Raw genomic sequence first — 20,350 nt, 5'->3', positions numbered from 1 at the left:
CTTCAGCCTGCGGCGGCCAGTGCCGCTTCCACATCCCGCGTGAGCGAAGCGGGCGTGTCCAGCGGCGCATAGCGCTTGAGCACCGTGCCGTCGCGCCCGATCAGGAACTTGGTGAAGTTCCACTTGATGGCCGTGAGGCCCAGCAGGCCCGGCTTTTCCTTGGTGAGCCACTGGTACAGCGGCGCCGCGTTGCTGCCGTTGACGTCGATCTTCTCCATCATCGGAAAGCTCACGCCGTAATTCCTGGTACAGAAGGCGCCGATCTCCTCGTTGGTGCCCGGGTCCTGGGAGCCGAACTGGTTCGAGGGAAAGCCCAGCACCGTGAGCCCCTGGTCGGCGTACTTCTCGTGCAGCGCTTCCAGCCCCGCGAACTGCGGCGTGAAGCCGCACTTGCTGGCGGTGTTCACGATCAGCAGTACCTTGCCCTTGAAGGCGGAAAGCTGCACCGGCTTGCCGTCGATCTGGTTGGCTTCGAAGTCGTAGACGCTGGTCATGGAATGTCCTCAGTGAGCGGCAGAAGCGCTGGAGGCGCGATCATCGCCCCGCACGGGCGTTCGCGCAAACGCCGACCACACCGCGCCCGCCACGATCAGCGCACCGCCCACGAGAATGCGCGCGTCCATGGTGGCCGCGCCCAGCGCCACCGACGAGACGCTGGCGAACAGCACCTCCGACAGCATGATCACCGAGGCGGCGCTCGCGGCCAGCCGCGACGCGCCGTATTGCAGGCACACGTTGGCGATCACGAAGCCCGTGCCCAGCAGCGCGGCCCAGCCCAGCCAGCCCGGGGACGCGCGCATCGGCGAATCGATGGCGCCGAGCGCGGTGCCCGCCAGCGCCGCAACGCCGGCCACGACGGTGCAACCGCAGAACATCGCCAGCGCGCGCGATTCGCCCGGGGCCTGGCGCAGATGGCGCAGCGTGATGTTGGTCACCGCGAAGCCGAAGCCCGCCGCCACGCCCAGCCAGTCGGGCAGGCTCGACGGCACCGGCCAGTCGGTGCCCGGCGCCTTCAGCACCACGACCACCCCGGCCAGTGCCAATGCCACCCGCACCAGCGCGCCGCCGGTCGGCCGCTCGCCCAGCACAAGCCAGGCCAACAGCACGCTCCACAGCGGCATCAGGTAGAACAACAGCACCACGCGCACCACGTCGCCCTGGGTCACGGCCCAGTTGAAGCCCACGTTGGTGAAGCCCGCCGCCATGCCCAGCACCGCCAGCATCGGGACTGCCGCGAAGCCCTTCCAGGCCTGCCGGCGCACGAGGCCCATCGCCACGGCAATGGCCAGGTAGATCAGGCAGGTGGTCCACAGCGGATGCAGCCCGTGACTGGCCATCTGGCGGAACGGAAACCAGGACACGCCCCAGACGAAGGCGTTGAAGACGAGGGCGAGCGCGGGCATGGGGGCGTTGGTAGAAGGGGCGCAGGGCGCGCCGGCCAGTTCACCAACGCGGTCGCGCAATGTCAGTGGTGCTTGTCGCTGCGCGCGATGGCCAGGAGGTGCTCGACCTCTTCGGGGTACTTCTTCAGGTTGTTCTCGTGCCAGCGCTTGATGAGCCACATGCAACCCGCCACCACCAGGCCGAAAGCGCTGATGGCGCCGTAGGCCGACAGGCCCAGGCCGGTGCACACGCTGTAGAAGCCGCCCAGCAGAAGAATGCAGGCCTGCTCGTTGAAGTTCTGCACGGCAATGGAGCGGCCCGCGCCCATCAGGTTGTGGCCACGGTGCTGCAGCAGCGCATTCATCGGCACCACCAAAAAGCCGCCCAGCCCGCCCAGGATGATCAGGAACGGCACCGCCAGCCACACGTTGCCGATGAAGTTCATGGCGATCACCATCAGCCCCATGGCGATGCCCATCGGGATCACGCGGGTGGCCATGTCCAGGCGCATGCGCATCGAAGCGACGATGGCGCCCACCGCCGTGCCGATGGTCACCACGCCGGTCAGCGCGGAGGCCTGGGTGGTGTTGTAGCCCAGCGCCAGCGAGGCCCAGGCCAGCACGATGTACTTGAGGTTGCCGCCCGCGCCCCAGAACAGCGTGGTGGTGGCCAGCGAGATCTGGCCGAGCCGGTCGCGCCACAGGCGGGAGTTGCAATGCCAGAAGTCGGGCAGCAGCGCCACGATGTTGCGCGCCAGGCCTTGCTCGGGGTTGGAGCGCAGCGGGCGCATTTCCACGCCGGTGTGCGGAATGCGGGTGTTGAACCAGGCCGCCAGCGCGTAGACGAAGATCAGCACCGCAATGGCGGCTTCGGCCGGCGAGTCGATGCCGGTGTCGATCAGCGGGAAGTCGAAGGCCAGCAGCTTGCTGGACACCGCATGCCCCACCAGCGTGCCGCCGAGCACGATGCCCAGCAGGATGGACGCGATCGTCAGGCCTTCGATCCAGCCGTTGGCCTTGACCAGCTGCGACGACGGCAGCAGCTCGGTCAGGATGCCGTACTTGGCCGGCGAATACGCCGCCGCGCCCAGCCCCACGATGGAATACGACAGCAGCGGGTGCGAGCCGAACAGCATCATCAGGCAGCCGGCCACCTTGATGGCATTGCTGATGAACATCACCTTGCCCTTGGGCAAGGCGTCCGCGAAGGCGCCCACCAGCGGGGCCAGCACCACATAGAAGACGGCGAAGATGGGCACCAGTGCCGCGCGTTGCCATTCGGGCGCGCCCGAACTCCGCATGAGATCGACGGCAACAACGAAAAGCGCTTGGTCGGCCAGTGACGAAAAGAACTGGGCCGACATGATCGTAAAGAAACCGCGCTTCATCGATGGGCTGGCTGGCCAGAGGGTCTGCTGGCGGTAGTGAAAAAGTGTCGCGTTGTGGGCGAATGGGCGGTTATAGCATGGGGGTGCGGCGCCAAATTAGGCATCCCCACGGTGTTCGACCCCATTCCCGAAGGTGCTAAAACGTGGTCTGCATTTTCCTCCAGCCCCCGCAGAGCCCCTATGCCGCGCCCCATTCTTGCCACCGTCCACACCGACGCGCTGCGTCACAACCTCGAGCGGGCACGCCGCTCGGCCCTCGACGCCCGGGTCTGGGCGGTGGTCAAAGCCAACGCCTATGGCCATGGCATCGAGCGGGTCTATGAGGGCTTGCGCGGTGCCGACGGCTTCGCGCTGCTCGACCTGGCCGAGGCCGAACGCGTGCGCGCCCTCGGCTGGCGCGGCCCGGTGCTGCTGCTGGAAGGCGTGTTCGACGCGCGCGACCTGGAGCTGTGCTCGCGGCTGGACCTGTGGCACACCGTGCACTGCGACGAGCAGATCGACATGCTCGCCGCCCACAAGACCTTGAAGCCGCAGCGTGTGTTCCTGAAGATGAACTCCGGCATGAACCGCCTGGGCTTCACGCCCGAGCGCTTCGGCTCCGCCTGGACCCGCCTGAATGCGCTGACGCAGGTCGACGAGATTTCGCTGATGACCCATTTCAGCGACGCCGACGGCGCCCGCGGCATCGCCCACCAGCTCGAGGCCTTCGAGCGCGTCACGCGCGACCTGCCGGGCGAACGCTCCATCGCCAACAGCGCCGCCACCCTGCGTCACCCCGAGCTGACGCGCGGCGACTGGGTGCGCCCCGGCATCGTGTTGTACGGCAGCGCGCCCGACTTCCCCGAGCACGACGCGGCGCACTGGCAGCTGCAGCCGACCATGACGCTGGCGACCCAGCTGATCTCGGTGCAGACGCTGAAGGCCGGCGACACCATCGGCTACGGCTCCAACTTCACGGCCGAGGGCCCGCTCACCATCGGCGTTGCCGCGGTCGGCTATGCCGATGGCTACCCGCGCCACTGCGGCACCGGCACGCCGGTGCTGGTGAACGGCGTGCGCACCCGCATGGTCGGGCGCGTGAGCATGGACATGATCACCGTCGACCTCACCGACGTGCCCGGCGCGAAGTTCGGCAGCGAGGTCACCCTGTGGGGCCAGTCCGCGAAGACCGGCACGGTGCTGCCGATCGACGACGTGGCGCGCGCCGCGGGCACCGTCGGCTACGAGCTCATGTGCGCCGTGGCGCAGCGCGTGCCGTTCGCGGAACCCGGCCGCGCCCAGGGCGAATGAAGGTCCTGTCCAACTGGCGCTCCGTGCGCCTTTGGGAAACGCAGGTCGAACGCGACCTGCACCGCGACCACAGCCTGCGCACGCACGGCATCCTGATCGGCAGCTTCACGCTGCTGCTGATGTGGTGCGTGTCGGCGCTGCAGATGCACCTGCTGCACGTCGATTCGCTGGCGGTGCGCTACTTCCTCACGCTGGGCGTGGGGTACCTGGGCTACCTGCTGGTGCTGCGCTGGTGGGCGAAGCGGCTGGTCGAGGGGCGCGAGTTCAATCCGGACATCGACGTGCCCGACCTGGATTTCGGCGGCGGGCGCAGCGCAGGCGGGGGCTCGCACAGCCACGCGAGCGTCGGTGAAGGCGGCGGCGGCAGTGGTGGCGGCGGCAGCGGCCTGTCCGACGTGGCCAGCGGCGCTCTCGACGTGGCCGGCGCGTCCGACGAGGGTGCCGTCATCGTGGTGCCGGTGGTCGCCATCTTCCTGATCTGCACGGCCGTGGTGCTCGGCGCGGGCTCGCTGGTGCTGCTGTACTTCAGCTGGGACGCGCTGCTGGCCGTGGCCGTCGAGGTCGCCTTCTCGTACGTGTCGGCGCGCGCCGCGGTGCGCGTGGCGCGCGAGGGCTGGCTCATGGCGGCCGTGCGGCTCACCTGGAAGCCGCTGCTGGGCGCGGTGGTCTGCGCGGTGGCCCTGGGCGCGCTGCTCGACCACTTCATGCCGCAGGTCGACTCGCTGCCCGAGGCGGTGCGCGTGCTGCTGAAGACGCACTGAGCGCGCACGGCACCGCATGTCGAGCGACGCGAAGAAATACCTGCAGGCGTTGGGGGCCGAACTGGCCACGTCGCTCCGGCCCGACTACCGCTTCTACAAGTCCGCGCTCGAACTCCGCGCGCCCACCGGCACCGGCGACAACGTCATCACGCTGGGCGGCGCGATGCGCGGCGCGCCCTTCATCGCCATCGCCTTTCACTTCGGCCGCAGCTTCACGGCGGCCAGGGCCGTGGCGAAGCAGCTCGGGCTGCAGGCCGTCGGGCCTCACATCTCGCAGTACTCGCTGAACCGCGCGTCCATGAAGGGCTTGCCGGCGTCCGGCCCGGGCCGGGTCTCGTGGAACGTTCACACCGGCAAGACGCCCGACGCCACGCTGGTGCCGGAGATGGTCGCCGCGATCCGCGGCATGGCGCTGCCGTTCTTCGAGCGCTTCGCGGACATGGCGGCCGCGAGAAACGCCGTGGCCGCCAACGACGCCTGGTGCCTCGGCGGCACCGCGCAGTGGCGCAACGTGCTGGTGCTGGACGCCGCACTCGGCGAGCTGGACCACTTCGAGGCCTGGGCCGCCAGGCTCGACAGGCTCAACGCCCAGGAGGCGTCGGACCTGCTGCGGCGCGCCGAAGCCGAACGATCGGCAAGGAATTCGGTGGCCTCGCGCATGGACCCGCCTGTCCGGTCTCCCTAGACTTGGGGCATGGATCAATCCCCCGAAGCAAACCCCGCCGCCACGGACCGCGCAGGCCACGCGGACCACGCGGACCACACCAACTGGCGCACCCGGCCCCACAGCACCTGGGCCTTCCAGCACGTGCGCGACCTCATCCCCGTGGCCGACATCGCCAACGACCCGGCGCGCGCCGCGCCTTTTCCCACCGACATCGCCGCGCTCGACCTCGCGGAGTTCCAGCAGCTCACCCGCACCGACGCCCTCGTGGTGATGCACAAGGGCTGCGTGGTGCACGAGTCCTACGACGCCGGCATGGCGGCGCACACGCCGCACATCCTCATGTCGGCGACCAAGTCGGTGGTCGGCCTCGTGGCCGGCGTGCTGCATGGTGCGGGCCTGCTCGACGTCGATGCCCACGTGTCCGACATCGTTCCCGAGCTGGCGCGCACTGCCTTCCAGGGCGCCACCGTGCGGCAGCTGCTCGACATGCGCACCGGCGTCCTCATGGACGCGCAGGCCGCCGAGGCCTACCGCGCCGCCACCGGCTGGGACCCGGTGCCCGCCGGTGAGGCGCCGTCGGACCTGCGCACCTTCTTCGAGACGTCCACCGCCACGCACGCGCCGCACGGCGGTCCGTTCAAGTACACCTCGGCCAACACCGACCTGCTGGGGCTCGTCATGGAGCGCGTGGCCGGGCAGCCCTTCGCCACGCTGGCCAGCGAGCGCCTGTGGGCCCCCATGGGCGCCGAAGACCCGGCGTACATCACCGTCGACGCCAAGGGCGCGGCCCGCTGCACCGGCGGCCTGTGCGCCACCGCGCGCGATCTGGCGCGCGTGGGCTGGCTCGTGTTGCAGCAGGGCCGCGCCGCCGACGGCCGCGCCGTGGTGCCCGCCGGCTGGATCGACGACATTTGGCATGGCGGCGACGCCGAGGCCTGGAACCAGGGCGAGTTCGCCGCCGGCTTCGCGGGCATGCGCATGCGCTACCGCAGCGGCTGGTACGTGGTCGATGACGCGCCCGGCATGCTGTTCGCCATGGGCATCCACGGGCAGCACCTGTTCGTCGACCCGCGCAACGAACTGGTCGTTGCCAAGCTGTCGTCGCAGAACCAGCCGATCGATGCCATCGCGACGGCGCGCACCTTGCGGGCCGTAGGGGCCATCCGGCGCGCGCTGGCCTGAACGACAGTCGGCGAAACGCGCGCTCCGTGAATTTGTAGGCGCGCGGGGTGTCGGGCAGTGGCTTCCGGGCGGAGACAATCCGCGCCGGAGGAAATAACTGCTCACATGAAACCGAAAAAACATACAAACGCCGCATGGCATGCATGCGGCATCGCGCTGGCTGTCGCCGGCTTCTCGGCGCAGGCGCGGGCGCAGACAGAGGGAGGCGCGGCATCGGAACCGTTGCCGGCAAGTACCGCAGCTCCGGCCACGGACCCCGCCGCAGCACCCGCTGCGGCCGCACCTGCCGCAGCAACTGCGGCGCCCCCGGAGGCGCCCGCCGCGCCGCAGACCCGGCTGCGTTTCAACCGTGGCCAATACAAGCCCGGCATCGAAAAGCTTCGCGTGGTCCGCCGCGAGAACACCGTCAACAACGTGGCAGGGCAGATTGCACTGAATGTCGCGTTCGCGGTGCTGACGCGTGGCGCGGCCGTGCAAAGCTTCTCGAAGGACGACCTGGGCGGTGACACGCTCGACGCCCTCAAGGACGACCCGCTGGGCGTCAACCCGGCCATGGCCGAGCTGAACGAGGCGCTCGGCAAGGTCGCCACCGACATCTACCGCAAGCGCGCCGAAGCCGCGCACGCCACCGCCCTGACGGACGGCTCCACACCCGAGGAGATCGCGGAAGCGGGCAAGGTCCAGGCGGAAGCCGACACGCCGCTGCTGCCGGGCGCGTGGCACCTGGTCTATGAAAACCTGACGGGGTCGGACGAGCTGTTCCGCCTGAAGTTCGGCGCCGAGCTGGGCCGCCCGGGCTTCATGCGCCCGCCGGCCACCTGCTTCTACCAGTCGGAACCCGTCGCGTGGGCGCAATGGCAGGCCGACAACTGGCAGCGGCTGCGCGAGGAACGCACGAAGGCCGTCGCCGCCTGCACCGAGACGCTGGCCGCCACGCCTGAAAAGCGCTGGTGAGCGGGCGCCGGGGCGCCCGGCGGATCAGTACAGCCCGAGCTGCCGCGTGCGCAGCCGGGCCAGCCCCAGCAGCGCATCGGTGAACGGCGTGGCCACGCCGGTCAGCTCGCCCAGCTCGCGCACCACCGTCACCAGCGCATCGAGCTCCACCGAGCGCCCCGCCTCCACGTCCTGCAGCATCGAGGTCTTGAACGCCCCGAGCTTCATCGTGATGGCGTGCCGGTCTTCGGGGCTTTGCGTGATCTCGATGCCGATGCGCCGGCCGATTTCCTTGGCCTCCAGCATCACCGCCGAGATGAAGCCGCGCACGTAGTCGTCGCCCATGATCAGGTCGGTGGTGCAGCCGGTGAGCGCGCTGATCGGGTTCACCGTCATGTTGCCCCACAGCTTGAACCAGACGTCCTTCTGGATCTGCGGCGACAGCGTGGTGTCGATGCCGGTGCGCTTGAGCAGCTCGACAAGTTTCTGCACGCGCGGTGTGGCCTCGCCCGATGGCTCGCCCACGATCAGTCCGTTGCCGAAGTGGTGCCGCACCACGCCCGGCCCGTCGAGCGAGCAGCTCGCGTGCACCACGCAGCCGATCACGCTACGCGACGGAATGGCCTTGGCAATGGCGCCTTCGGGGTCCACCGCGGCGAGGCGGTGCCCGGTGATCGCGCCGCCGAAGCCGCCTTCGAGGAACCACCACGGCACGCCGTTCATGGCCACCAGCACGATCGTGTCGGCACCGATCAGCGGTCCGATGCGTTCGGCCACGCCGGCCAGCGCGGGCGCCTTCACGGCGATGACGACGAGGTCCTGCGCGCCGAGCTCGGCCGGGTCGGCCACCGCGTTGACGGGCACGCGCGTGCGCACGTCGCCGCGCACCAGGGAGAGGCCGTCGCGCTGCAGCGCTTCCAGCGTGGCGCCGCGCGCCACCACGTTGAGCCGTTGGCCCGCCTGCGCGAGGCCGGCGCCGATCCAGCCGCCGATGGCGCCGGCGCCGTAGATGCAAATCTTCATGAGGTTTCCGGGTTCAGTTGCGGTAGGAAGTGTCGATGCGGTCCACCTGGCGGACCAGCGCATTGAACACGTCCTGCCCCGCGCCGTGCGCGGGGCTGAACTGCAGCGCGTCGCGCGTGCAGCGCTGCGCGATCTCTTCGCTCACCGGAATGGCGGGACCCATCGAGAAGGTGGCCATTTGAATTTCGCAGGCGCGCTGCAGCGTCCACAGGATGGCGAAGGTCTGCGGCAGCGTCTGGCCCCAGGCCAGCAGGCCGTGGTTGCGCAGGATGACGGCGTTGCGCTCGCCGATGCTCTTGAGCAGCCGCGGGCCCTCGTCGGCGTGGATGGTGATGCCCTCGAAGTCGTGGTACGCCACCATGCCGTGCAGCTGCGCGGTATAGAAGTTGGTCTGCTGCAGGCCGCCCTGCAGGCAGGCCACGGCCACGCCGGCGGTGGTGTGCGTGTGCATCACGCAGTGCGCGCCGGGCAGCCCGTCGTGAATGGCCGCGTGCACCACGAAGCCGGCCGGGTTCACCTTGTGCGTCGAACCGTCGAGCACCTTGCCCTGCAGGTCGATCTTCACCAGGTTGCTGGCCGTCACTTCGCTGTAGTGCAGGCCGAAGGGGTTGATGAGGAACTGCTTCTCGCCACCCGTCACGCTGTCGGGCAACCGCACCGTGATGTGGTTGTAGATCATCTCGACCCAGCCCAGCATCGCGAACACGCGGTAGCAGGCCGCGAGCTCCTCGCGCGCGGCGCGCTCGTCGGGATGGATCGAAGGGTGGACCAGCGCGGACGGCGCTGGCGTGGCGAGTGTGTTCATGGCAGTTCCTTCATTGGGGTTAACCTTCCGCGGTGAAGCCGACCTCTTTGACGATCGGCGCCCACTTGGCGGTGTCTTTCTTCAGCAGCGCGGTCAGCTCGGCGGGCGTGGAGGACATCGCCTCCAGGCCGAAGGTGCCCAGGCCGTCGATCACGTCCTTCTGCGCCAGCGCGTTCTTCATGGCCGTGTTCAGCTTGGCCACCAGTTCGGGCGAAGCCTTGGCCGGCAGGAAGAAGGCGAACCATTCGCTGTGCGCCATGTCCTTCAGGCCCTGTTCGCTGAAGGTGGGCACGTCGGGCGCGAAGCGGCTGCGCTTGGCACCCGACACGCCCAGGATGCGCACCTTGCCCGACTGCAAGTGCTGCGTGATGTCGCCGATGGGCCCCGACACCGCCGAGACGTTGCTGCCCAGCAGGTCGAGCATGGCCGGCTGCGTGCCGCGGTAGGCGGCGTGCTTGAGTTCGACCTCGCCTTTCTTGCCCAGCAGCGCGCCGATGAAGTGCGGCGTGGAGCCCGCGGCCGGCGAGCCGAAGTTGGCGCCGGCCGGGTTGGCCTTGGCCCAGGCCAGGAACTCGGGCACCGTCTTCACGCTGGCCGGCACGGCCGGGCCCACGGCAAAGCCGAAGTCGAAGACGCAGGCCAGGCTGACGGGCGTGATGTCGACCATCGGGTCGTAGGGCAGCTTCTTGTAGATGTGCGGGTAGATCGTGAGGATCGAGGTCGGCGTCTGCAGGATGGTGCTGCCGTCGGCCGGGCGGCCCTTCACGTAGCTCACGGCGATCTGGCCGCCCGCGCCGGTGCGGTTCTCGACCACGGCGGTCTTGGCGTACTCGCCGCTGAGTTTCAGCGCCAGGCGCCGGCAGGTGGTGTCCGACGTGCCGCCGGCCGCGAAGCCGGTGACGATGGTGGCGGTCTCGATGTTCATCGCTTGCGCGAAGACGTTCTGGCCAAGGCTGGCCATCAAGGCCGAGGCACTGGTGGTCTGCAGGATCTGGCGGCGGGTGAAAGTCATGATGGGTCTCGCTCCGGGACGTTGTTGTGAAAGGTCACGACTCGTCGCGCAGCCAGGTGACCGCGCCCGAGTGGGTCACGGCGCCCTGATGGGCAGGGCGCACGGTGAGCGCGTATTTTTCCAACAAACCGCCCTTTGGCGCCCCCGCGTTTACCTCACGTCCGGCCAGGCGCGACGCGATTTCTTCTGCCGTCAATTCCACCGAAATGGTGCGTGCTTCCGCGCGCGCGTCGATGGCGATCACGTCGCCGTCGCGCAAGGCGGCAATCGGCCCGCCGTCGGCCGCCTCCGGCCCCGCGTAGCCGATGCACAGGCCGCGCGTGGCGCCGGAGAAGCGCCCGTCCGTCAGCAACGCCACCTTGTCGCCCATGCCCTGGCCGTAGAGCAGGGCGGTGATGCCCAGCATCTCGCGCATGCCGGGGCTGCCCTTGGGGCCCTCGTTGCGGATCACGATCACGTCGCCCGGCTCGTAGCGGCGGTTCTGCACGGCGGCCTGTGCCTGCTCTTCCGAGTCGAAGACGCGCGCCGGGCCGCGGAACACCAGGCCCTTGAGGCCCGCCGTCTTCAGCAAAGCACCGTCGGGGCAGAGGTTGCCCTTGAGCACGGCCAGCCCGCCGTCGCGCGAGATCGGGTTGCCGGGCTCGCGCACCACGCGGCCGTCGGGCGCCAGCGCGCCGGCCAGTTCCTCGGCCATGGTGCGGCCGGTGAAGGTGAGCGCGTCGCCGTGCAGGAAGCCCTGCTCCAGCAGCGTGCGCAGGATGACCCCCGCCCCGCCGATGTAGAACACGTCGCGCGCCAGGTACTGGCCGCCCGGGCGCAGGTCGGCGATGAGCGGGGTGCGCGCGAAGATCTCTGCCACGTCGTCCAGGTGGAACCGGATGCCCGCCTCGTGCGCGATGGCCGGCAGGTGCAGCGCGGCGTTGGTCGAGCCGCCCGTGGCCGACACCACGGCGCAGGCGTTCTCCAGCGCCTTGCGCGTGACGATGTCGCGCGGCAGCGGGCTATCGCCCATCACCGCCTTCATCAGCGTCTTCGCGGCGCGGCGCATCAGCGGTGCGCGCTCGCTGAACACCGCGGGCACCATGCTCGAGCCGATGGGCGCCAGGCCCAGCGCCTCGGACACCATGCCCATGGTGTTGGCGGTGAACTGTCCCGCGCACGCGCCGGCCGTGGGCAGGCAGGCGCGGCTCATGGCGTCGAGCTCGTCGTGCGTGGCCGTGCCGGCCAGCACCTTGCCGATGGTCTCGTAGGTGTCGACCACGTTCAGGTCGCGCCCGTCCGGCCCGGGCATCTGGCCCGGCAGCGCGGAGCCGCCGTGCACGAACACGCTGGGCACGTTGCAGCGCACCATGCCCATCATCAGCCCGGGCAGGTTCTTGTCGCACGCGCCGATGGCGAAGATGCCGTCCCACTGGTGGCCGCGCGTGGAGGCCTCCACGCTGTCGGCGATCAGCTCGCGCGAAATCAGCGAGAAGCGCATGCCCGAGTGCGCCATGGTGAGCCCGTCGCTCACCGACACCACCGGGCATTCGTGTGGCGTGCCGCCGCCCGCGTAGATGCCGGTCTTGGCGTGCTGTGCCTGCTCGCGCAGGTTGAGGTTGCACGGGCTCATCTCGCCGCCGGTGTGGAACACGCCGATGTGCGGGCGCGCGATGTCCTCGTCGTCCTGGCCCAGCGCATGCAGGAAGCTGCGCGTGGTCGCGCGGATCGTGCCCTCGCGGATGGTGGTGGAGCGAAAGCGCTTGGAGGGGTCGGTGGGTGTGGTCATCGGGCTGGCGTCGGGCTGGCGGGAATGCGTCGGTGCGGGAGGGTCAGAACATCGTGTTGTTGTTCGCGGCCGTTTCGGGCACGGGCTGCACCACGTCCCAGTGCTCGACGATCTTGCCGTTCTCCAGCTTGAAGATGTCCACGATGGCGCTGCCGCGGGTGCCCGGCTCGCGCACCGCATTGACATGCAGGATCACGTAGTCGCCGTCGACGAAGCTGCGCTTGATGTCGCCGCGCGACTTCGGAAACTTCTCGCGCAGGAAGCCCACGAACTTGCGAAAGCCCTCGGGGCCGTCGGCCGCCGTGGGGTTGTGCTGCACGTAGCGGTTGCCCACGTACTGCAGGGCCGCGTCGGCGTCCTTCTGGTTCAGGCCTTTTTCGTAGAAGGCGAGCACCGTCTGGCGATTGGCTTCCTGCTGGGCGGTGGCGCCTTGCGGCTTGCCGGTGCCCATGGGGGCGCAGGCGGCGAGGCACAGGGTGGCTGCGGCGGCGATGGCCGTGAAGGTCGTGCGTTGCATGAGGGCTGCTCCGGTGTGAAGTGAATTCAGTAGCCGCTGGGCGCGGCCGCGCCCGGCGCGGCCTTGTACTTGGCCAGCAGCTGCTTCGCCGCCGCCGCCAGCACGATGGTGTCCACCCCCACCGCCACGAACAGCGCGCCGGCCGCGAGCCACTTGCGCGCCTGTTCCTCGGTGGTCGACAGGATGCCCGGCGCCTTGCCGGCCTTGAGGATGCGCGCGATGGCGTCCGCAATCACCGCCTGCACCTCGGGGTGGTTGGGCTGGCCCACGAAGCCCATCGATGCCGACAGGTCGGCCGGGCCGATGAACACGCCGTCCACGCCGGGCGTGGCCGCGATGGCGTCGATGTTCTTCATGGCTTCCACCGTCTCGGCCTGCACCAGCAGGCAGGTTTGCGCATTGGCCTCGTGCAGGTAGTTCGGGTAGGCCTGCCAGCGTGACGCACGCGCCAGCGCGCTGCCCATGCCGCGGATGCCCTCGGGCGGGTAGCGCATGCCCTGCACCAGCCGCGCGGCCTGCTCGGCCGTGTCGACCATGGGCACCAGCAGCGTCTGCGCGCCGATGTCCAGGTACTGCTTGATCAGCGTGGTGTCGCCGACCGGAATGCGCACCACGGGGTGCGAGCGCTCGGCTTCGGGCTGCGCCGACCATGCACTGGAAATGGCCTGCAGCTGCGCGAGCACCGAGCGCACGTCGTTGGGCGCGTGCTCGCCGTCGACCAGCAGCCAGTCGTAGCCGATACCGGCCAGGATCTCGGCCGCGTAGCCGTCGGCCAGGCCGACCCAGAGGCCGATCTGGGGCTTGCCCGATTGAAGGGCCTGCTTGAAGGTGTTGATGGGTGTGTGCATGGGGTTCTTTTCAGACAAAACGGAAGGCGATGGAGCCGAGCGGGCCGTAGTCGGCATGGAAAGTGTCGCCCGGCACCGCGGTGGTGGGGCGCGTGAACGAGCCGCCGAGCACAACCTCGCCGGCTTCCAGGCATTCGTCCCACGGCGCGAGTTTGTTCGCAAGCCACGCCACGCCGGTGGCGGGGTGGTTGAGCACGGCCGCGGCCACGCCCGACTCTTCGATCACGCCGTTCTTGTAGAGCAGCGCGCTCACCCAGCGCAGGTCGACCGCATCGGGCTTCACGGGCCGCCCGCCCATCACGATGCCGGCGTTGGCCGCGTTGTCGGCGATGGTGTCGAAGACCTTGCGCATGGCCTTGGTGTGGCGGTCGAACTGCTCGATGCGCGCGTCGATGATCTCGATGGCGGGCACCACGTAGTCGGTGGCGGCCAGCACGTCGAAGATGGTCACGTTCGGCCCCTGCAGCTTCTTGCCGAGCACGAAGGCCAGCTCCACCTCGATGCGCGGCGCGATGAATCGCTTGAACGGAATGTCGCCGCCCTGCTCGAAGAACATGTCGTCCAGCAGCGTGCCGTAGTCGGGCTCGGTGATCTGGCTGGCCTGCTGCATGGCGCGCGAAGTGAGGCCGATCTTGTGGCCCTTCACGGTGCGCCCCTCGGCGATCTTGGTCTTCACCCATTCGCGCGAGATGGCGTAGCCGTCCTCGACGGTCATCTCGGGAAAGCGCTTGGAGAAATGCTCGACCTGCACGCGCGACTTCTCGCTGTCGTGCAGCTCGGCGGCCAGCTTGGCAATGGTGTCGGAAGAGAGCATGGAGGCTTTCGCTCAGGTCTTGTTGAACAGAGGGTGCAGGTTGCTGTGCTTGCCGTCGTACACCTGCCCCGGGCTTTCGTCGATCTGCAGCGTGATGCCGATGGGGCGCTGCTCGAAGATGGGCGCGAAATGCGCGCGCACGTCGGCCAGCAGCTCGTCGCCGGCTTTCTTCTTCACCGCCTCGGCGCGCCCCGCGGCCATGCGCAGGTTGAGGTAGACGAAGGCGTAGTCGGCCTTGCCGTCGGCCACCGCATGGTGCGCGGCCGGGTAGGCCAGCACGCGCGTGCCGCCGATGGGGAACACCGGCTTGCCGGCCTCGTCGCGCTGTTCGAGCATGGTGTCGGCCAGCGTGCGGCACAGGGCCGACATGTCGGTCTCGGCCTCGATGTTCGGCGTGTAGAGGATCACCAGGTGGGGCATGCGTATCTCCGGTTCATTCGATGGCCATCGTCGCCGCGGTGCAGGTCACCGCGAAGATCGGAATGGCCTTCATGTGCAGGATCTCGCCCTTGCCGCGCGCGGCCGCCGCCACGCTGAGGAAGGTGCGGATCTCGAAGCCGCCCTGGCCCGCCTCGCGGTAGGTGGCCTCGTCGTTGTAGTCGTCCTGCGAGAGCAATGCCTCGCGGTCGTTGGCGCACCAGCGGCGCATGAACTCGGCATCCCACGCGGCGTTGACCTTGCCCGAATCCGGCGTGGCCGGCCAGTGCGAGATGCCGCCGGTGCCCACCAGCGCGATGCGCTCGGGCGCCTTGTCGCAGGCGCGCCGCAGCGCTTCGCCGAAGGCCCAGGCGCGGTGCAGCGGCGTGAGCGGCGGGCCCTGGCAATTGATGTTGACGGGAATGACCTTGGTGTCGAACTTCGGCGTCAGGAAGTTCAGCGGCACCATGATGCCGTGGTCGAACTTCCACTCCTCCGCGTAGGCCACGTCCACCGTCTGCATCACCTCGCGGATCAGGCGCTGCGAGAGCGCGGCGTCGCCGGGCACGGTGGTCTTCGCGATGCCGAGCCACTTCGGGTCCTCGATCGGGCCTTCGTAGCTGTCGGCCATGCCGATGGCGTAGGCCGGCATGTTGTTCATGAAGAAGTTCGCGAAGTGCTCGGCCGCGATGACGATCACCGCGTCGGGCTTCGTCGCGCGCATCGCTTCGCCGAATCGGTGGAACTGCGCGTGGAACTCGTCCTTCACCACCGGGTCGGCCAGATGCGCGCGGCCCGTGATGCCGGGGGCGTGGCTGCACACGCCTGCGAATACGAGACTCATACGCCTGCCACCCTTTCGTCTGTGCCGGTTGTCATGGCGTAGATGCCGGCACGCACGGGGCCGTACTTGCGCACGCCTTCGCGCATGGCTTCCAGGTAGTCGGCCCATGCAATGCCCAGCAGCGGCGCGAAGTGCATCAGCAACTGGCCGTTGCATCCGAGAACGTAGAGCTTGCCAATGTCACCGGTGCTGATGGCTTCGCGCTCTTCGTCGTTCAGGTCATAGGCGCCCAGCAAAGCCGCGCGTGCATCGCCGCCTTCGGCATAGCGGCGTTGCACCTCGGGCTCGCGGTTGAGCGCGAACAAGAACTTCTGCATCGCATAGAGGCTCACCGGTCAGCCCTCCACCTGGATGTTGGCTTTGCGAATGACGTCGCCGTACTTCGCGATCTCGCTCTGGATGAAGGCCGCGAAGCGCTCGGGCGTGCCCGACAGCGACGCGATGCCGCCCTTGTGGAAGGCCTCGGTCACCACGGGCCCCGCGAGCGCGCGGTTCACCTCGGCGTTCATGCGCTGCACGATGGCATCGGGCGTGCCGGCGGGCGCCAGCAGGCCGTTCCACGAATTGGACTCGATGGGCACGCCCTGTTCGGCCAGTGTGGGAATGTTCGGTGCGTACTGCGAGCGCTGCGCGGTCGCCATGCCCAGCGCAATCAGCTTGCCGTTGTCGATGTGGCTGCGGAACTCGGGCCAGTTGCCGAACATCATCGTCACCTGCCCGCCGAGCAGGTCGGTGAGCGCCGGGCCCTGGCCCTTGTAGGGCACGTGCACGATGTCCAGGCCCATCTGCAGCTTGAGCATCTCGCCCGACAGGTGGGCCGAGGTGCCGTTGCCGAAGGAGGCGAAGCTCAGCGTGCCCGGCTTCGCCTTGGCCTGGTTGCGCAGGTCGGCCAGCGTCTTCAGGCCGCTGCCCGGGTGCGTGGCGAGTACGTGCTCCGACATGCCCATGAGCGCGACGGGGCGCAGGTCTTTCTGCGTGTCGTAGGGCAGCTTGCGGATCAATGTCTGGTTGGCCGTGAAGCTGTTGGCCACGCAGACGAAGGTGTAGCCGTCGGGCGCGGCCTTGGCGGCGGCATCGACGCCGATCACCGTGCCGGCGCCTGGCTTGTTGTCGACGATCACCGGCTGGCCCAGCGCCTTCGACAGTTCGACGCCCACGAGGCGTGCCACGAAGTCGGTGGTGCCGCCGGGCGTGAAGGGCACGATCACGCGGATCGGCCTGGCGGGCCAGGTGCCCTGTGCACGCGCGAGCCCAGGCAGTGCAGCGAATGCGGCCGCGCCTTGCAGCAATGTGCGGCGTCGGGTGCTCACGCCACGCCCCAGTGCGGAATGTGGTGCGAGCCCATGGACACCGCGATGTTCTTCGGTTCGCAGAACACCTCGTAGCTCCAGGTGCCGCCTTCGCGCCCCGTGCCCGAGGCCTTGGTGCCGCCGAAAGGCTGGCGCAGGTCACGCACGTTCTGGCTGTTGACGAAGCACATGCCGGCCTCCACGGCCGCAGCGACGCGGTGCGCCTTGCCGATGTTCTCTGTCCACACATAGCTGCTCAGGCCGTAGGGGATGTCGTTGGCCAGGCGGATCGCATCGGCCTCGTCCTTGAACGGAATCAGGCAGGCGACCGGGCCGAAGATCTCGTCCTGCGCGATCTTCATGCGGTTGTCGACGTCGGCGAACACGGTGGGCATCACGTAGTTGCCGCGCTGAACGCGGTCGGGCAGGTTGCTCGGACCTTCGAGGCCGCCGCACAGTAGCGTCGCGCCTTCCTTCGGGCCCAGCTCGATGTAGCTGCGCACCTTGGCCAGGTGGGCCTGCGAAATCATCGGGCCGACGATGGTCTTCTCGTCGAGCGGGTCGCCCACGGTGATGCGTTGGGCGCGTTCCGCGAACCTGGCCGCGAAGTCCGCGTAGATCGACTGCTGCACCAGGATGCGCGAGCCCGCCGTGCAGCGCTCGCCGTTGTTGCTGAAGATCATGAACACGGCCGCGTCGAGCGCGCGGTCGAGGTCGGCGTCGTCGAAGATCACGAACGGGCTCTTGCCGCCCAGCTCCATGCTGAACTTCTTCAGGCCCGCGCTTTTCACGATGCGGTTGCCCGTGGCGGTGGAGCCGGTGAACGAAATCGCGCGCACATCAGGGTGCGCCACCAGCGGCTCGCCGGCTTCCTTGCCGTAGCCGTGCACCAGGTTCAGCACGCCGGGCGGAATGCCCGCTTCGAGCGCCAGCTCGCCCAGGCGCGCGGCCGTGAGCGGCGACAGCTCGCTCATCTTCAGCACCGCGGTGTTGCCGAAGGCCAGGCAGGGCGCGACCTTCCAGGTGGCCGTCATGAAGGGCACGTTCCACGGGCTGATGAGCGCACACACGCCCACCGGATGGAACAGCGTGTAGTTCAGGTGCGTGGGCGTGGGGTAGGTGTGGCCGTCCACGCGCGTGCACATCTCGGCGAAGTAGTAGAAGTTGTCGGCCGCGCGCGGAATCAGCTGCTTGCCGGTCTGCGCGATGACCTGGCCGCAGTCGTTGGTCTCGGTCTGCGCGATCTCGGGCACGTGCGCGGCGATCAGGTCGCCGAGCTTGCGGATCAGCTTGGCGCGTTCGGGCGCGGGCATGCCGGCCCACTTGGGGAAGGCTTCCTTCGCGGCGGCCACGGCCGCGTTGACTTCGGCTTCGCCGCCCGAGGCGACCTCGGCCAGCACCTCCTGCGTGGCGGGGTTCACCGTTTCGAAGTAATCGGTGCCGGCAACGCGCTTGCCGTTGATCAGGTGATCGACTCTCATGCTTGTCCTTGAAGGGTCTCGATGGTGTTGATGAGCGCGCCGATGCGCTCGATCTCGGTGACGACCACGTCGCCCGGCTGGCAATCGACCACGCCGTCGGGCGTGCCGGTGAGGATCAGGTCGCCCGGCGACAGCGTCATGAAGCGGCTGAAGTATTCGATGAGGAAAGGCGCGTCGAAGATCATGTCGCGCGTGTTGCCCTGCTGCGTGACGGTGCCGTTGACGGTGGTGCGCAGCGCGAGCGCCATGGGGTCGGGCACATCGGCCGCATCGACGAACCACGGGCCCAGCGGCGTGCAGGTGTCGCGGTTCTTCACGCGCAGGTTGGGGCGGTACCAGTTCTCCAGGTAGTCGCGAATGGCGTAGTCGTTGGCCACCGTGTAGCCGCCGATGAAGTCGCAGGCGTCGTCGCGCTTCACATTTTTCGCGGTCTTGCCGACCACGATGGCGAGCTCGCATTCGTAGTGCATGAACTTCACGCCGGCCGGGCGGTGCGTGCGCTGGCGGTGGCCGATGAGCGCGCTCTGGCCCTTGACGAACACCAGCGGTTCCTCGGGTGCCTTGAATTCGAGTTCCTTGGCATGGTCGGCGTAGTTCAGGCCCAGCGCGAGGATGGTGCGCGGGCGCGCCGTGGGCGCGAGCGGCGGCAGCCAGGTGAGCTGCGCCTGCGGCACGACGCGGCCGTCGTCCAGGCGCACGGCCGCGTCGGCCTGGCCGTCGAATTCGTGGGCGGTGCCGGTGTGTTCGCGGCCTTCGTAGATGACGCGTGCGTGCTTCATGCGGCTTCCTTCACCAGCGTGTGGCTCAAGGTCTCGAACCCCGGCGCGGAGATGTCGATGCGGTCGCCGGCACGGGCCAGCGGGCGGCCGGGGCCGCAGCCCAGCATCAGCACGTCGCCGTGCGCGAGCGTCATGAACTCGCCGACGTCGGCCAGCAGTTGCCGCGCGGGCCGCACGAGCTGCGAGAAGTCGATGGACTGCTTCAGTTCGCCGTTGATGCGCACCTCGAGGCGGAAGGCCGCCGGGTCCGCGACGTCCTGTGCGTCGCGCAGCGCCGGCCCCACGCCCAGGAAACCGTCGACGCACTTGAACTTCACCGGCGGACGGAAGAAGCTCGCGTGGGGAATCGACAGGTCGTCCAGCAGCACGAAGCCTTCGACGTCGCCCTCGGCGCCGACCACCATGCCGATGCTCGCGCCGACTTCCACCTCGGGCACTGCGGCGGGCACCGCGATGGCGCTGCCGTGCGGGCTCCAGGTGTTGGCCGTCTTCACATAGAGCACGGGCGCCTGCGGCGGGGCCTTGTACGGCGGCTGCGTCATCTGCGGCGCGAGCGCGTCCACCTCGGCGCGAAAGTTCAGCAAGGTGCCGTACACCGTGCCGGCGGGCATGAAAGGCGCGTGGCTCATGAGGGTTGCTCCAGTGCAATGAGTTCGTCGAGCAGCCCGTAGAGCTGCGTGAGCTTGGCCTTGCCCATCGACTGTTCCATCCAGTCGTAGTGCGCCTCGATGCTGCTGCCCAGGCGCTTGACCAGCTTCATGCCGTGCGGCGTGGCCGCGACCACGGTGCGGCGCTGGTCCGCCGGATCGCGCCCGCGGGTGATGAGGTTGTCGCGCTCCATGCGCGCGAGCACCCCGGTGAGGCTGGGGCCGAGGATGAAGGCCTCGCGCGCCACCCGGCCGGTGTCGACCGCGCCGTGCTCGCCCAGCACGCGCAGCACGCGCCATTGCTGGTCGGACAGCGCGTGCTCGCGCAGGCTGGGCCGGGTGTGGGCCATCACGGCTTCGCGGGCCTGCAGCAGCAGGCGCGGCAAATTGCGGTGCGTGAATGTGGTGCTCAAGGGCTTGTCTCTTTCCGCGTTCTCTCGAAATTACTTAACATGTTAAATGATTGGCCCGTTCTTTCCAAGGCGCCGGGCATCAGGGTTTGT

General features: G+C 68.8%; 23 protein-coding genes. 5 read left to right on the top strand and 18 right to left on the bottom strand.

All coding sequences use genetic code 11. From position 1 onward, the window contains the following. Positions 1 to 2: 2 nt before the first annotated feature. From AC1DJH_RS22265 to lplT, 3 genes are all read right to left on the bottom strand, one after another. On the bottom strand, positions 3 to 494 hold the full coding sequence (locus AC1DJH_RS22265; protein ID WP_472114057.1) for a glutathione peroxidase: 492 nt from the start codon (positions 492 to 494) through the stop codon (positions 3 to 5). Between the two features lie 9 nt (positions 495 to 503). Continuing rightward, entirely contained in the window at positions 504 to 1,403 is a 900-nt protein-coding gene (locus AC1DJH_RS22260; protein ID WP_472114054.1) for a DMT family transporter, read from the bottom strand. A 62-nt stretch (positions 1,404 to 1,465) separates the two neighbouring features. Further along, positions 1,466 to 2,770: a lysophospholipid transporter LplT gene (lplT, locus tag AC1DJH_RS22255; protein WP_472114051.1), complete on the bottom strand. Its 1,305-nt coding sequence runs from the start codon at positions 2,768 to 2,770 to the stop codon at positions 1,466 to 1,468. Positions 2,771 to 2,950: 180 nt separating this feature from the next. Between lplT and alr the strand changes: the two genes are divergently transcribed. The 5 genes from alr (at position 2,951) to AC1DJH_RS22230 (ending at position 7,624) form a co-directional block, all read left to right on the top strand. Further along, a complete protein-coding gene (gene alr, locus AC1DJH_RS22250; RefSeq protein WP_478187194.1) occupies positions 2,951 to 4,060 on the top strand; it encodes an alanine racemase in 1,110 nt (369 codons plus the stop codon). Beyond that, positions 4,057 to 4,821 carry a hypothetical protein gene (locus AC1DJH_RS22245; RefSeq protein ID WP_478187193.1) on the top strand — a complete coding sequence of 255 codons (765 nt, stop codon included), beginning with the start codon at positions 4,057 to 4,059 and terminating at the stop codon, positions 4,819 to 4,821. The genes alr and AC1DJH_RS22245 overlap by 4 nt, the downstream gene beginning before the upstream one ends. A gap of 16 nt (positions 4,822 to 4,837) precedes the next feature. Continuing rightward, the gene (locus AC1DJH_RS22240; RefSeq protein WP_478187192.1) at positions 4,838 to 5,506 is read left to right on the top strand and encodes a hypothetical protein; all 669 of its coding nucleotides are present in this window, start codon (positions 4,838 to 4,840) and stop codon (positions 5,504 to 5,506) included. A gap of 9 nt (positions 5,507 to 5,515) precedes the next feature. Continuing rightward, positions 5,516 to 6,670 carry a serine hydrolase domain-containing protein gene (locus AC1DJH_RS22235; RefSeq protein WP_478187191.1) on the top strand — a complete coding sequence of 385 codons (1,155 nt, stop codon included), beginning with the start codon at positions 5,516 to 5,518 and terminating at the stop codon, positions 6,668 to 6,670. Between the two features lie 105 nt (positions 6,671 to 6,775). Beyond that, positions 6,776 to 7,624, top strand: a complete 849-nt coding sequence (locus AC1DJH_RS22230; protein ID WP_478187190.1) for a hypothetical protein — start codon at positions 6,776 to 6,778, stop codon at positions 7,622 to 7,624. 24 nt (positions 7,625 to 7,648) lie between these two features. Here the strand turns inward: AC1DJH_RS22230 and AC1DJH_RS22225 are convergent, their stop codons facing one another. From AC1DJH_RS22225 to hpaR, 15 genes are read right to left on the bottom strand one after another with little or no spacing between them, the layout of a single operon-like run. Further along, entirely contained in the window at positions 7,649 to 8,626 is a 978-nt protein-coding gene (locus AC1DJH_RS22225) for a 2-dehydropantoate 2-reductase (protein WP_478187189.1), read from the bottom strand. A gap of 13 nt (positions 8,627 to 8,639) precedes the next feature. Next, positions 8,640 to 9,431, bottom strand: coding sequence for a class II aldolase/adducin family protein (locus AC1DJH_RS22220; protein ID WP_478187188.1), 792 nt, complete (start codon positions 9,429 to 9,431; stop codon positions 8,640 to 8,642). A 19-nt stretch (positions 9,432 to 9,450) separates the two neighbouring features. Continuing rightward, complete coding sequence (locus tag AC1DJH_RS22215; protein WP_478187187.1) at positions 9,451 to 10,443, bottom strand: Bug family tripartite tricarboxylate transporter substrate binding protein; 993 nt, start codon at positions 10,441 to 10,443, stop codon at positions 9,451 to 9,453. A 34-nt stretch (positions 10,444 to 10,477) separates the two neighbouring features. Beyond that, entirely contained in the window at positions 10,478 to 12,211 is a 1,734-nt protein-coding gene (ilvD, locus tag AC1DJH_RS22210) for a dihydroxy-acid dehydratase (protein WP_478187186.1), read from the bottom strand. Between the two features lie 43 nt (positions 12,212 to 12,254). Further along, positions 12,255 to 12,728, bottom strand: a complete 474-nt coding sequence (locus AC1DJH_RS22205; RefSeq protein WP_472114031.1) for a nuclear transport factor 2 family protein — start codon at positions 12,726 to 12,728, stop codon at positions 12,255 to 12,257. A gap of 26 nt (positions 12,729 to 12,754) precedes the next feature. Further along, entirely contained in the window at positions 12,755 to 13,576 is an 822-nt protein-coding gene (gene hpaI / locus AC1DJH_RS22200; protein WP_478187185.1) for a 4-hydroxy-2-oxoheptanedioate aldolase, read from the bottom strand. Positions 13,577 to 13,586: 10 nt separating this feature from the next. Further along, positions 13,587 to 14,390 (bottom strand): 2-oxo-hept-4-ene-1,7-dioate hydratase, encoded by an 804-nt coding sequence (gene hpaH / locus AC1DJH_RS22195; protein WP_478187184.1) that lies wholly within the window; start codon positions 14,388 to 14,390, stop codon positions 13,587 to 13,589. 12 nt (positions 14,391 to 14,402) lie between these two features. Then, entirely contained in the window at positions 14,403 to 14,810 is a 408-nt protein-coding gene (locus AC1DJH_RS22190; protein ID WP_478187183.1) for a 5-carboxymethyl-2-hydroxymuconate isomerase, read from the bottom strand. A gap of 13 nt (positions 14,811 to 14,823) precedes the next feature. Next, on the bottom strand, positions 14,824 to 15,651 hold the full coding sequence (locus AC1DJH_RS22185) for a DODA-type extradiol aromatic ring-opening family dioxygenase (protein WP_478187182.1): 828 nt from the start codon (positions 15,649 to 15,651) through the stop codon (positions 14,824 to 14,826). Next, a complete protein-coding gene (locus tag AC1DJH_RS22180) occupies positions 15,648 to 15,983 on the bottom strand; it encodes an aromatic ring-opening dioxygenase subunit LigA (RefSeq protein ID WP_472114025.1) in 336 nt (111 codons plus the stop codon). The genes AC1DJH_RS22185 and AC1DJH_RS22180 overlap by 4 nt, the downstream gene beginning before the upstream one ends. A 3-nt stretch (positions 15,984 to 15,986) precedes the next feature. After that, positions 15,987 to 16,961 carry a tripartite tricarboxylate transporter substrate binding protein gene (locus AC1DJH_RS22175; RefSeq protein ID WP_478187181.1) on the bottom strand — a complete coding sequence of 325 codons (975 nt, stop codon included), beginning with the start codon at positions 16,959 to 16,961 and terminating at the stop codon, positions 15,987 to 15,989. Continuing rightward, entirely contained in the window at positions 16,958 to 18,421 is a 1,464-nt protein-coding gene (gene hpaE, locus AC1DJH_RS22170; protein ID WP_478187180.1) for a 5-carboxymethyl-2-hydroxymuconate semialdehyde dehydrogenase, read from the bottom strand. The genes AC1DJH_RS22175 and hpaE overlap by 4 nt, the downstream gene beginning before the upstream one ends. Further along, a complete protein-coding gene (locus tag AC1DJH_RS22165) occupies positions 18,418 to 19,200 on the bottom strand; it encodes a fumarylacetoacetate hydrolase family protein (protein ID WP_435487264.1) in 783 nt (260 codons plus the stop codon). Before AC1DJH_RS22165 ends, hpaE begins: the two co-directional genes overlap by 4 nt. Continuing rightward, positions 19,197 to 19,829, bottom strand: coding sequence for a fumarylacetoacetate hydrolase family protein (locus tag AC1DJH_RS22160; protein ID WP_478187179.1), 633 nt, complete (start codon positions 19,827 to 19,829; stop codon positions 19,197 to 19,199). The genes AC1DJH_RS22165 and AC1DJH_RS22160 overlap by 4 nt, the downstream gene beginning before the upstream one ends. Continuing rightward, a complete protein-coding gene (hpaR, locus tag AC1DJH_RS22155) occupies positions 19,826 to 20,260 on the bottom strand; it encodes a homoprotocatechuate degradation operon regulator HpaR (protein ID WP_435438780.1) in 435 nt (144 codons plus the stop codon). The genes AC1DJH_RS22160 and hpaR overlap by 4 nt, the downstream gene beginning before the upstream one ends. Positions 20,261 to 20,350 lie beyond the last annotated feature (90 nt).

Source organism: Variovorax sp. 10N412 (genome assembly GCF_056394985.1).
Note: the sequence above shows the minus strand (reverse complement) of the source record. Positions and strands in the feature narration are given on the sequence as shown.